Consider the following 12295-nt stretch of genomic DNA (forward strand, 5'->3'; position numbering starts at 1 on the left):
CAGCGCCTTGCCGACCCCGGTCGCGTGCGCGGGCAGGCGGCCGCCGACGCCCGACGGCAGCCACGGACCGTCCCGCCCACGCAGGATCTCGACGTAGACGACTTCGGCGCCGTCGAGCACCGCGAGGTGCACCGTCTGGCCCGTCGCCGCCCGCAGATCCGCGAGGAACGGCAACGCCACCTCCCGCATCGAGCGTCGCCGCGACGCGCGCTCCCCCAGCTCGAACAGCCTCAGCCCCAACCCGACCCGGCCGCCGCTGCGCTCCAACAGCCCCTCCTCCACGAGTTCCGCCACCAGCCGCGACACCGACGCCTTGGGGATGCCGGTGCGCCGCGCCAGCTCGTTGACGCCCACCGCCACCTCGTCGGGCCGGAACGCGGCGAGTAGTGCCGAGACGCGGCGCACCACGGACGGGCCGTTGTTCCGCTCAGCGGGACACATGCGTTGAGTATCACCCCGAACAGGGGCACCGTTCAATTCCATGACCAGCTTCGACCCCGACACCGCAGCGAAGGCGCTCCTGCAGGCCTACCGGGATCGCGCGCCGATCGCCCCGCTCACCGCCGCGAATCCGGACATGACCGCGGTGGACGCCTACACCACCCAGCTCGCCCAGGTGCGCGTGTGGCGGGACGAGGGCCGGACGGTGCGCGGGCACAAGGTGGGTCTGACGTCGGCGGTGATGCAGCGCCAGATGGGCGTCGACCAGCCCGATTACGGACACCTGATGGACGACATGTTCCACATGGAGAACCTGCCGATCCCCGCCGACCGGTACATCAGCCCCAGGGTCGAGCCGGAGATCGCGTTCGTGCTGAAGCGCTCGCTGACCGGCCCGCGTGTGACGGTGGCGGACGCGATCTCGGCGATCGACTACGTGCTGCCGTCGCTCGAGGTGATCGACTCCCGGATCGCGGACTGGAAGATCACGCTGCCCGACACCATCGCGGACAACGCCTCCTCGGGCGGCGTGGTCCTGGGATCCACGCCGGTCACCGTCGACCAGCTGACCGCCGCCGGGCTGTCACTGCGCACGCTGGGCTGCGTGCTGTATGTCGACGGCCAGGTGGTGGGCACCGGCGCCGGCGGCGCCGCGCTGGGCTCGCCGGTCAACGCGCTGGTCTGGCTCGCCAACACCGTAGGGCCGCTGGGGATCACCCTCGAGGCGGGCAACGTGATCCTGCCCGGCTCGGTCACCGCCGCCGTGCCGGTGCGGCCGGGGTCCACGGTCACGGCGACGTTCGCCGGCCTCGGCTCGGTCACCGCGACATTCGCCAGGTAACACCAACACTTTTCGAGAAGGAGGACCGCCATGGCGACCGCCGCCATCGTCGGGCCCGGCAACATCGGGACCGACCTGCTGATCAAGCTGCAGCGCAGCGACGACTTCGACGTCCGGTATATGGTGGGCGTCGACCCCGAGTCCGACGGCCTGGCACGCGCCCGCGATCTCGGCGTCGAGGCGAGCGCTGGTGGTGTCGGCTGGCTGCTGGCCCGAGACGAGCTGCCGGACTTCGTGTTCGAGGCCACCTCCGCGAAAGCGCACATCGCCAACGCGCCCCGCTATGCGGAGGCGGGGATCACGGCCGTCGACCTCACCCCGGCCGCCGTCGGACCGTTCCTGTGCCCCGCCGTCAACGCCGACACCTACGTCGACGCGCCCAACGTCAACATGATCACCTGCGGCGGGCAGGCGACGATCCCGATCGTGCGCGCGGTCTCACGCGTCACCGAGGTGCCGTACGCCGAGATCGTCGCCTCCATCTCGTCGCGCTCCGCGGGGCCCGGCACGCGGGCCAACATCGACGAGTTCACCGTGACCACCAGCCGCGGCATCGAATCGGTGGGCGGCGCGCAGCACGGCAAGGCCATCATCATCCTCAATCCCGTGGAACCGCCGATGATCATGCGCGACACCGTCTTCTGCGCCATCTCCCCCGACGCCGACCGCGATGCGATCACCGACTCGATCCACCGCATGGTCGCCGACGTCCAGAGCTACGTGCCCGGCTACACGCTGCGCGCCGACCCCCAGTTCGATGAGCCGCAGCCGGCCTGGAACGGCAGCGCGCGCGTCGCCGTGTTCCTCGAGGTCCGCGGCAACGGCGACTACCTGCCTCCGTGGGCGGGCAACCTGGACATCATGACCGCGGCGGCCACCCGCTCCGCCGAACTACTCGCCCGTGCCCGTTCCGAAGCGAAGGTGTAACGTCATGTCCCCCATCGAGGTCCGCGTCACCGACACCACGCTGCGCGACGGTAGCCACGCCGTCTCGCACCAGTTCACCACCGCGCAGGTGCGCGACGTCGTGTCCGGGCTCGACGCCGCGGGCGTCCCCGTCATCGAGGTCACGCACGGCGACGGCCTGTCCGGATCGACGTTCAACTATGGATTCTCGGGCACACCTGAGCTCGAATTGATCACTACCGCCGCCGATGTGGCGAAGCGCGCGCGGATCGCCGTCCTCCTGCTCCCGGGGCTCGGCACTGTCGCCGATCTGAAGCGGGCGCACGACGCCGGCGCCTCCGTGGCCCGCGTCGCCACGCACTGCACCGAGGCCGACGTGTCCGTCCAACACTTCGGCGCAGCACGGGATCTCGGCATGGACACCGTCGGCTTCTTGATGCTGAGCCACCGCACCACGCCCGAGAACCTCGCGCAGCAGGCACGAATCATGGCCGACGCCGGGTGCAACTGCGTGTACGTGGTGGACTCCGCGGGCGCGCTGCTGCCCGACGGTGTCGCGGCGCGCGTGGCCGCGCTCGTCGCCGAGTTGGGCGACGACGCGCAGGTCGGCGTGCACGCGCACCAGAACCTCTCGATGGGCGTGGCGAATTCGATCGCCGGCCTCGAGGCGGGCGCCCGGCAGATCGACGGCACGCTGTGCGCGTTGGGCGCGGGTGCGGGCAACACCCCCACGGAGATCCTCACGGTGGTGTTGGACCGCCTGGGCGTCGACACCGGCATCGACTCCGACGCCGTGCTCGCGGTGGCAGAGGAGGTCGCGCGGCCATTCATCCCGAGACTGCCTATCGCCGACCGTAATTCGATCATCCAGGGCAGGTACGGGGTGTACAACTCGTTCCTGTTCCACGCGGAGCGCGCCGCGGCGCGGTACGGCGTGCCGGCGCACGAGATCCTCACGCGCGTAGGCCAGGCCGGGTACGTGGGCGGTCAGGAGGACATGATCATCGACGTGGCTCTGCAACTCGCCGCGGAGCGGAAGGCGGTGTCGGCGTGAGCGACTGGGACGTATCAAGAGCCGCCACCGCACTGCTCGACGCCGAGGCGACGCGCACCGACCGCCGCCCCGTCACCGACGACTGGCCGGAGTTGGACCTCGCGACCGCCTACCAGGTGCAGGACGAGCTGATCCGCCGCAAGGTCGCCGACGGCGAGCACATCGTCGGCGTGAAGCTGGGCCTGACGTCGCGGGCCAAGCAGCGACGGTTGGGCATCGACTCCCCGCTGGTCGCGTGGCTGACCGATGCGATGGTGCTTCAGGCCGGCGTGCCCGTGCCCACGGGCCGGCTGATCCACCCGCGCGTCGAGCCCGAGATCGTGTTCGTGCTGGGCGAGCGGCTGTCCGGTCCCGGCGTCACAGCGGCGACAGCGATGGCCGCCGTTCGCTCGGTGTCCGCGGGACTCGAGGTGATCGACAGTCGGTTCATCGACTTCCGGTTCACGCTGCCGGACGTGGTGGCGGACAACGCGTCGTCGGCGCGGTTCGTGGTCGGCGGCGCGGAGCGGGATCCACGGTCGCTGGACCTCGCGCTCGAGGCGTGCGTGCTGTCGGTGAACGGCACCGTCGTCGACTCGGCGACGGGAGCCGCCGTGCAGGGCCACCCCGCCGAGGCGCTGGCACTGGCGGCCAACGCCCTCGCCGAGCGCGGTATCGCCCTCGAGCCCGGGTGGGTCGTGCTGACCGGCGGGATGACGGACGCGGTGTTCATCGAGCCCGGCGACCAGATCGCCGCCGAGTTCACACATCTGGGGAACGTGGTGGTCGGCGGAGTGTGATGCGACAACCATGGCGACGCGAAGTGACAAGTGTGGCTTGTCGCTTGGTGTCACATGATTCGTAGTCCGTCGACGAGGACGGACACCATGCGCCGCCCGTACTCGGGTCCCTGGCCCGGGACAGGCTGGCAGAGTAGGGCGACGGCGTACAGCAGGTCCTGCGCGCCGACGTCAGGACGCACAGCACCGTCGGCGGCGGCCGCCGTGAGCAGGGTGCCCAGGGCGGGCCCGAGCCGTTCGCGGAAGTAATCGGGCAGCGGGTGCCGCACGGCGAGGTTCCCAGCGGCGGCGGCGCACGCGTCGATCTCGCGCTCGAGCAGCGCATCGAGGTGCGAACAGCGTCGGCGCGCTTCCGGCGCGGTGCTGCCTCTGCCACGGCGATCCTCCTCTTGCCATAACGGAACGGCTTTCCGAATCGTTTCGGAAAGACTTTTCCGCTTTGCGGTCAGCACAGGTCACGCCAGCGTCGTCAGGAGAATCCCATGCAGTACCGCACTCTCGGTCGCACCGGCATCCAGGTCAGCCCCTACGGCCGAAGTGCGCTGATGTTCGCCACGTCGGCGGGCAACCCCGACCCCGACGACTCGGCCCGCATCATCCACCGGGCACTCGACGCCGGGATCAATCTGATCGACACCGGCGGGCCCGCCGGGGCGCGCACGACCGGGGCGACGCGGGCGCATATCATGGGTGACGGCCACCCGGCCGCACCCACCCCCAGACATCCGGGAGGATCGATGACCGGCGGAACCTCCCGCACCCGGCCGAATCCGCTGCAGTACGTGGCGTACTGCTACGGCTACCGGCTCCCGCCGTCGATGCGCGAGTGGGTGCGTAACGACCTCACCGGTCGCGGCGCGGCCTGGCGCAGCGTGCTGCGCGTGACCATTCCGTGTGTGCTGCTGCTCGCGCCGTTCCTGCTGATCCACACGTCGGCGTATGTGCACCTGGGCATGACGATCCCCATCCTGATCCCGTTCATCTACTTCGCCATTGCACTCAACAAGGTGTACCGCCGCAGTCGGCTGGTCCGTCACGGCCTCGACCCCGAGCTGGTCGAGGAGCGTGCCCGCGTCCGCGACGCCGCGGTGCACCGCGCCTACGCCGCCAAGTACGGCCACAGCACCACCGACCGCGAGGACTGAGCGCAGCCCCTTCCCTTGGTTTGTCCTTATGTCCTATCATTTTGGCGACATGAGGAGGATCTGATGGGCATCCGGATCGGGTTGGTCGGATACGGCGTGGGCGGGAGATGGTTCCACGCCCCGTACATCGAGGCGTCGGACGCGTGCGATCTCGTGGGGGTGGTGACGCGGTCGCCGGCGCGCATCGAGTCGATCCGCGACGAGCTGCCGGGCGTGCCCGTCTTCGGGTCGCTGAGCGAGCTGATCGACGCCGGCGTGGATGCGGTGGTCATCTCGACTCCGCCCCAGACACGCCGCGAACTGGTGCTCGAGGCGATCGGCCGCGGCGTCGCTGTGGTGGCCGACAAGCCGTTCGCCCCGACCGCCGACGCCGGCGCGGAGCTCGCGGCCGCCGCGCAGCAGGCCGGCGTACTGCTCAACGTGTTCCACAACCGGCGCTGGGACACCGACGTGGTGACCGCGCGGGGCGTGCTGGCGAGCGGTGCGCTCGGCGACGTGCAGCGCCTCGACCTCCGGTTCGACCTGGACGAGCCCCAGACGCTCGAGGCGGGGCCCGACGGTGGCCTGCTGCGCGACCTGGGCAGTCACGTCGTCGACCAGGCCCTCGACCTGCTCGGCCCGGCACGTGCCGTCACCGCGCAGCTGGACTGGGTGGACCTGCCCGCGGGGCGCACCGACGCGAGCTTCACGATCACGCTCGACCACGTGTCCGGCGCGCACTCGCACGTCTCGGCCACCAAGCTGGCACGCATCGCCTCGCGCGAGCTCCGGCTGATCGGCACCGCGGGTTCGTACGTCTCCGACTTCCGCGACGTGCAGACCGCCTCGATCTTCGCCGGCGGCCGGCCCGCGGGCCGTCGGGAGACGTGGGGTTTCGAGGACGAGGTCCGGTGGGGCACGCTCGCGACGGCCGCCGGCCGGGTGGCCGTGCCGTCTGCGCAGGGTGACTACTCGCGGTTCTACGACGAGTTCGCCGAGGCGGTCGTGTCCGGCGGACCCGGTCCCGTCCCCGCCGTCGGCGGCATCGCGACGCTGCGGGTGCTGGACGCCGTACGCCGCAGCGCCGCCGAGGGGCGCACCGTCGAGGTCGGGGCCGCGCAGGTCTGAACCGCTCCACCACCGCGGCGCGCGTCCGGTCCGTTGACACGGGCCGGACACCGACCTAGCCTGACTGACAACGATGGTTGTCAGGATAGGACGGTGGACTCCGATGCCAGCAGCGACAGTCATCCCCGGGCGGCACCCGGCGCAGCCTCGCCCGGTGCCGCCCGGCGTCGGGGTCTTCAGCGCGCTACTCGGTCTCCGGGGACCCACGCCGGAGCAGTTCCGACGGATGGGCGAGGCACTCATGGCGGGCGACGAGCCGATGGATCGGTTGGTCGAGTGGATCCACGCGGTCGACACCGACGTGCGGCGCGCACAGTTCGAGCGCGCGCTGGCGTCCGGGATCGACAGCGTGGCGGACGCGCCCGAGCCGCTGCGCGAATTCTTCGAGCAGGTCGAGACCGTCCCCGACTGGGTCGACTGGGACACGCTGCGCACGGCGGCCGAGGTGATGCGCAGCGGCGGCGAGGACGGCCTGTATCTCGCACGAGACGTCTCGCTGCTGGGCGGCTACATGTACGCCGGGTTCAACCAGACCCTGCTCCGGACGGGCGCTCTGGAGAAGGGCTCCAATCGCCGCTTCGCCGAGACCACCCGGTGGGCACTGGACGTGATCGCCGAGGGCGGCCTGCTCCCAGGCGGCGTCGGCTACCGCTCGACGCTGCGGGTCAGGTTCATCCATTCGCTGGTGCGCCGGCACCTGCTGGCCCGGCCCGACTGGGACACCGCCGAGCTGGGACTACCGATCAACCAGACGGACATGGCGTCGACACTGGTCGGCGCGCTCATCGCCCCGTCCGCGAGCAGCGTGGGCCTGGGTCTGTTCTTCACGCCTCGCGAGTACGAGTCGGTGGCCCACCTGACCCGGTATGTCGGCACGCTGATGGGGGTCACCGACGAGTTCCTCCCGCGCAGCTTCCGAGACAGCGTGCGGGTGCTGCTGCACACGTCGTGCGCCTTGGCAACGCCCGACGAGACGAGCCGGCTGCTCGCGGCGCCGATCGCAGACGACCCGCTGACCTGGAACTACCCGTCACTACAGGTGATGCGCCGGCGGGTCGCCCGCTCGCAGCACCTGTCCATCGCGACCGCGTTTCTCGGTCGGGGCGCGATGCGCACGCTGGGTCTACCGACCACCGTCCTGCCCTGGTACCCGGTGGTGCGACTCCCCGTCAACGTCTGCCGCTCCATCCGCGGGATGCTTCCCGGCGGGCGCGCCGCAGCGGCGGCCGCGGGACTGCGGCGGCAGGAGATGTTCATACGCACGATGGTGCCCGACGAGGCGACCATCGGGCACTCCGCCGCTGCGCTCACCGGATAGGAACTACTCGAACGTGAAGCAGGAGGCGCAGAACTCGGCCCCGAAGGCGGTGACCTCGATGCTGCGCCGCACGATCTTCGCGTACCGACCCGCCCGCGACATCGCGTCGACGACGATCGGCTGCACCTGGACGAGCTCGTAGCGGTGCAGCTCGACCGGCTCCTTGGAGAACCAGATCAGCCCCAACCGATGGAGGTTCCCCAGGTAGGAGGTGATGCGCTCGGGGTGACGGCAGCCGGCGATCTCGGCGACCATCGACAGCCCCGCCGCGACACTCTCGGAGCCCACCCCGAACGGTCGGTTGGTGCGCACATCGACGCTCGGCTGCGAGCCGCTGCGGCTGAGCAGCCGAAGGATCCGCGCCTCGTCGGGCGTCAGCTGACGCAGGATGTGCGGGAAGGCGGGGTGCGCGCCCTCGAGCGGGCACGTCTCGGCCGACAGTGCGAGCAGCCGGTCGCCGGCGCGCCGAAGATCCTCCTCGGTCGGCAGCTCGGGCTCGAAGGGCGTCGTGTCGGCTGCCGGGTCGGCGTCCTCGACGATCTCGCCCTGCACCACGAGGCGCGGCGTACCCGGCGGCAGCGCCACGTCGATCAGGTGCTCGGCCTCGGAGACGAACTGCCGCGTGAGGCGCTGCGCGGATCCGCCGACCTCCCGGCCGAGCAGCATCGCCGTCGACGACGCCCAGTTCAGCCGGCCCAGCACCCCGCCGGGCCGCTCCGCCGCTTCGGGGAGCGCGAGGGCCTGCGCGGCCCGCTTCTCGAGGGCACGGTCGTCGCCCGCCACCGTCCCGTCGGCTAGGACCACATCGTTGGTCATCTCACACTCCGAAGATCGCTAGGTGAAGGAATCCGGCCGCGGATCCGAGGATCGCGCCGTGCAGGAACAGCAGCCATTCGTCCTGTTTGATCGCCGACCGCAGCAGTTCACTGAGGTCCTCGGGCCGCAGGATCGTCATCCGCGCGGTCACGAACGCACGGACCTTGCCGCGCTGCTGTGCGACGAAGGTCGGGTCGGCCACCGTCCGCTCCGCGACCTTGAGGGCCTCGACACCCGCCAGCTGCGGAACCCGGGCGTACGCCTCCTGCCCGACCGACATCTTGACCACGCCGCGTGCCCAACCGGCCGCGTTGTCGACGGACTCGCGCAGGACGAGCTCGACGGTGGCCCGGGTGCGGTCGGAACGGGGGCCGTGCAGCAGCTCGTCGCAGATGTTCTCGATGGTGACCACCTGGTCGGCCATGACGGCTGCGTACTGCTCGGCGATCTCGATGCGCCGCTTGAGGAACAGCCCCTGCTGCCACGGCACCCAGCGCTTCACGTTCATCGGCTCGAAGATCATCGTGATCCCTACGTAGTTGACCACGTAGCCGATGACGATCCCACCGAGCGGCAGCAGCCACCAGTGCGGGCAGAAGTGGATCAGGGCGACGAGGACGAATCCCATCGGGAAGCCGAAGTAGAAGCCGAAGTTCTGCATGAAGCGCAGTTCCTTGCGGCCGATGTTGTAGAAGATCTGCTTGAGGATCAGCGGGTTGGCGGAGAGGTGCCGGATCACCATGAGCTTGGCGTCGATGTAGTCGTCGATGTTCTCGCCGATCATCGCGGTCATGCGCGTGACGTCGTCCGGCAGGCTCGCGGCGACACGGCGGTAGACCAGCGCCTTGACGTCCTCAGGCAGCGAGTACCACAGGCGCGGGTTCTCGCGCTGCATGATGCCCTCCACGATGGCGGGTACCTCGGGCAGCGCGGAGCGCGTGAGATGCGCCGAGACGTACTCGGGGTCGAGGACCTCGTAGAACTGCGCGATGCTGCCGACCTTGGACAATGACTTGTCGACGGCGATGCTCGCCATCTTCTCGGCCCGGGAGGGGACGATGCCCTGCCAGCCCACCCGGCCGTCCGCCCGGATCGCCGGGATGACCTGCACGCGGCGGGGCAGCAGCGGATAGAGGAACCGCACGCCGGGCACCCGGACGCCGTAGAACCGCTTCGGCTCGAACAGCATGAGGATGCCGGTCCAGTTGGTGATGTACCCGATGACGCCGGTGAACAGCGGGATCGTGATGAGTTGCTCGATCAGGTGTGCGCTCACTGCTCGCTCCCTCTGTCCTGTCCGGCGGCACCCGCCCAGCTTGTAACGTAAACTTCATTACATTCGCTATTTACCAAAGCAGTTGTTGGGCTGCGCGGCTCCCCGTCCAGGAGCATCTCGAACTCCATGAGGAGCAGGTCGCAGTCGGCGACGGTCACAGGCCGGCGCCACTGCTGCAGGCCGATCACCATCGTCATCGCCACCACGGCGAGGCGGTGTGCCCGCTCGAGCCCGACGATCGGGGCCATGCGCTCGATCAGCACCGCCTTGCGGCGCGCGTCCATGCGCTCCTGCACCTGGGCGACCGCCTCGTTGATGTGCGCCCAACTGCGGATCGCGGCCTCCGCCTCGTGCGGCAACGCGTACAGCAGGGCTCCGAGTCCACGGATACCTCCGAGGTCGTCGCCCTCCGTCTCCGCCTGACGTGCGATGCGCTCGGCCTGGGCCGCCTCCCAGTCCAGGAGGAACTCGTCGATGAAGCCCTGGAGGCTGCCGAAGTACCCGTAGAACGACCCGCTCGTGACGTTCAGGGCACTGCACAGCGTCCCGATCTTCAGCTTCGAGACGCCCTCCGTAGCCAGCACGGTGCGGGCTGCAGCGAAGTAGTCTTCGCGGCTCACCACGATGTGCATGTCGTCCTCCCGCCAGCATTTCGATGTCCGTGACACCCACCGGACGAGTCGCCGAGGGTTGCTGATAGGAGTGTAGGGGCTGTCTATCACATGCTCAGAATCCTGTGACGAATCCGGCAGTGGCCCAGTGACGGCCGTCACCTGCGCCTATAGCGTGCGGGGCCGCGGCGGTCGCGGACGACGGTGCCGCAGCCCCGTTCCCGCATACCGGGGATCGCGGTTCTCGGGCCGTGCCGACGACCACCTCTTCGCCCCCCCGGGGCCCGCTATACACACACGCGTTCCGTGTCGAAGTTCCACGAAATTCGGGACGTGTCTGCACGCCCCTGGCTAGGTTCTTAGATGGCAATCATAGCCTGGCCCACTTCCGGTAAGAGGGACGCGCGTGGCCGAGCCCAATCCCTTCCGGCGTTCGGTACAGAGGTCTCACCTGCGCGGGAAGCCCCTCGGCCGGTGTGTGGGCCCCCCTGATCGACCACCTGGCTGCGGGCGCTCCAATTCGGAAGCGCTCGCAACAACACGGCTTCGCAGCCGCGCGCCCGGACCCGGAAGGAAGCGCCGTACATGCAAACGGTCACCATGGCGGCGTCGTTGATCGACTGGGAGAAACTCACCGGTCAGTCGAAATTCGTCATCGATATCGTCAGCATCCCGATCTTCAGCGCGATCGCCGGCCTCATCACCAACTGGACCGGCGTCATCATGCTGTTCTCGCCGACTCATTTCACCGGGTTCTACGTGCCCGGGCTCAGGACGATCTTCCCGCTGCTACCGCGGAAGGTACAGATCCTCCCGATCTTCGCGCCGGGCGGGATCCTCGGCTTCCAGGGCTTCATACCCTGTCGCGCCGAGAAGATGGCCAGCCTGATCGTCGACATGTCGATCGCCCGAATAGGCAGCATCGGCGACTTCTACAAGGAGCTCGACCCGGACCAGATGGCCGACATGATGGCCCGCGAGGCCCGGCCGCAGATCCGGCGGATCGCGACCGACGTCATCGACACCAACCATCGCTGGCTGTGGGACACCCTGCCGTCCCCGGTCCAGGAGGGCGTGCTCGCCACCATCGACCAGCGCCTGCCCCAGATCTCGCAGCGGGCGTTCAACAAGGTCGGCGACAACATCGACGACCTTCTCGACGTGAAGTTGATGACCGTCAACCACCTGCGCCAGAATCCCGGGACCCTGAGCGACATCTTCCAGGGGATGGGCGCCCCGGAACTGCGGTTCATGGTCAAGATCGGCGCCCTCGGCTTCGTCTTCGGGTTCCCGCTCGCGCTGTATCTCAGCTGGGTCGAGGGCTCCCATCCCCCGATCCTGAGCGCGATCCCGTCGTGGCTGATCGTGCTCGCCGGCGCGGCCATCATCGGTGTCGTCGTGAACATCCTGGCGATCAAGATCGTGTTCGAGCCCGGCGATCCGCAGCCTCGGTACAAATACCTCTGGAAGCAGGGCGTGTTCCCCAAGCGGCAGCACGAGGCCGCGGCACAGGTGGCCGAGATGATGTCGGAGAAGGTGCTCACCGTCACCAACTTCACACACGAATTGCTGTTCGGCGCCAGCGGCGACAAGACCGCCGCCTATCTCGCCGAGGTGGTCGCGGAGGAGGTGGACCAGATCTTCACACCGGTCGCCGCGAGCATCGGGAAGACTCTCGGCGTGGTCGACTGGGACGAGCTCGAGCGCAAGGTGAGTGCCGAGATCGTCGACCTGGCGCCGGAGGTCTTCTACTCCAAGGAGTTCAACGACGAGAAGGCTAAGAAGATCGCCGCCTTCGCCACCAAGAAGTTTCGCGAGCTCAAGCCCGCGGAGTTCAGCGAGATGCTCTACGCCGCCATCGAGCAGGACGCGTGGCTGCTGTACGTCCACGGCGGACTGCTCGGGATCCTGGTCGGCGGCGTCCACCTGCTCCTGTTCGGGACCTGACCGACACCGTCATCCCCCGCCACGTGCAGAACCCCGCCGCACCGCACGGCGGGG

The 12295-nt window shown here is 69.2% G+C and carries 13 protein-coding genes; 8 read left to right on the forward strand and 5 right to left on the reverse strand.

The window, feature by feature from the left end; genetic code table 11:
* Positions 1-441: IclR family transcriptional regulator (locus ABD908_RS01410; RefSeq protein WP_344989837.1), on the reverse strand; the 441-nt coding region annotated here is incomplete at its 3' end.
* 40 nt (positions 442-481) lie between these two features.
* On the opposite strand from ABD908_RS01410, the gene ABD908_RS01415 reads away from it, so the two are divergent.
* The 4 genes from ABD908_RS01415 to ABD908_RS01430 are packed head-to-tail and all read left to right on the forward strand — an operon-like array spanning position 482 to position 4021.
* Complete coding sequence (locus ABD908_RS01415) at positions 482-1282, forward strand: 2-keto-4-pentenoate hydratase (RefSeq protein WP_344989840.1); 801 nt, start codon at positions 482-484, stop codon at positions 1280-1282.
* A gap of 30 nt (positions 1283-1312) precedes the next feature.
* Positions 1313-2209 (forward strand): acetaldehyde dehydrogenase (acetylating), encoded by an 897-nt coding sequence (locus ABD908_RS01420; protein ID WP_344989843.1) that lies wholly within the window; start codon positions 1313-1315, stop codon positions 2207-2209.
* A gap of 4 nt (positions 2210-2213) precedes the next feature.
* Positions 2214-3242, forward strand: coding sequence for a 4-hydroxy-2-oxovalerate aldolase (gene dmpG, locus ABD908_RS01425; RefSeq protein WP_344989846.1), 1029 nt, complete (start codon positions 2214-2216; stop codon positions 3240-3242).
* Positions 3239-4021 carry a 2-keto-4-pentenoate hydratase gene (locus ABD908_RS01430; protein ID WP_344989849.1) on the forward strand — a complete coding sequence of 261 codons (783 nt, stop codon included), beginning with the start codon at positions 3239-3241 and terminating at the stop codon, positions 4019-4021. Before dmpG ends, ABD908_RS01430 begins: the two co-directional genes overlap by 4 nt.
* 50 nt (positions 4022-4071) lie before the next feature.
* Here the strand turns inward: ABD908_RS01430 and ABD908_RS01435 are convergent, their stop codons facing one another.
* Positions 4072-4290: an SbtR family transcriptional regulator gene (locus ABD908_RS01435; protein WP_344989852.1), complete on the reverse strand. Its 219-nt coding sequence runs from the start codon at positions 4288-4290 to the stop codon at positions 4072-4074.
* A gap of 468 nt (positions 4291-4758) precedes the next feature.
* On the opposite strand from ABD908_RS01435, the gene ABD908_RS01440 reads away from it, so the two are divergent.
* From ABD908_RS01440 to ABD908_RS01450, 3 genes are all read left to right on the forward strand, one after another.
* Positions 4759-5166: a DUF5313 domain-containing protein gene (locus tag ABD908_RS01440; RefSeq protein ID WP_344990111.1), complete on the forward strand. Its 408-nt coding sequence runs from the start codon at positions 4759-4761 to the stop codon at positions 5164-5166.
* A gap of 63 nt (positions 5167-5229) precedes the next feature.
* Entirely contained in the window at positions 5230-6273 is a 1044-nt protein-coding gene (locus ABD908_RS01445; RefSeq protein WP_344989854.1) for a Gfo/Idh/MocA family oxidoreductase, read from the forward strand.
* A gap of 103 nt (positions 6274-6376) precedes the next feature.
* The gene (locus tag ABD908_RS01450; RefSeq protein ID WP_344989857.1) at positions 6377-7591 is read left to right on the forward strand and encodes an oxygenase MpaB family protein; all 1215 of its coding nucleotides are present in this window, start codon (positions 6377-6379) and stop codon (positions 7589-7591) included.
* 3 nt (positions 7592-7594) lie between these two features.
* Here ABD908_RS01450 and ABD908_RS01455 read toward each other — a convergent pair whose 3' ends face one another.
* Genes ABD908_RS01455 through ABD908_RS01465 form a run of 3 tightly spaced genes read right to left on the reverse strand, consistent with a single transcriptional unit; the run spans position 7595 to position 10315 of the window.
* A complete protein-coding gene (locus tag ABD908_RS01455) occupies positions 7595-8407 on the reverse strand; it encodes an Abi-alpha family protein (RefSeq protein WP_344989860.1) in 813 nt (270 codons plus the stop codon).
* A gap of 1 nt (position 8408) precedes the next feature.
* A complete protein-coding gene (locus ABD908_RS01460) occupies positions 8409-9683 on the reverse strand; it encodes a DUF445 domain-containing protein (protein ID WP_344989862.1) in 1275 nt (424 codons plus the stop codon).
* Positions 9680-10315, reverse strand: a complete 636-nt coding sequence (locus ABD908_RS01465) for a TetR/AcrR family transcriptional regulator (RefSeq protein WP_344989865.1) — start codon at positions 10313-10315, stop codon at positions 9680-9682. Before ABD908_RS01465 ends, ABD908_RS01460 begins: the two co-directional genes overlap by 4 nt.
* A 564-nt stretch (positions 10316-10879) precedes the next feature.
* Between ABD908_RS01465 and ABD908_RS01470 the strand changes: the two genes are divergently transcribed.
* The gene (locus ABD908_RS01470) at positions 10880-12241 is read left to right on the forward strand and encodes a DUF445 domain-containing protein (protein ID WP_344989868.1); all 1362 of its coding nucleotides are present in this window, start codon (positions 10880-10882) and stop codon (positions 12239-12241) included.
* The last annotated feature ends 54 nt before the right edge of the window (positions 12242-12295 follow it).

It is taken from the genome of Tsukamurella soli, assembly GCF_039541155.1.
Taxonomy (GTDB): Bacteria; Actinomycetota; Actinomycetes; order Mycobacteriales; family Mycobacteriaceae; genus Tsukamurella; species Tsukamurella soli.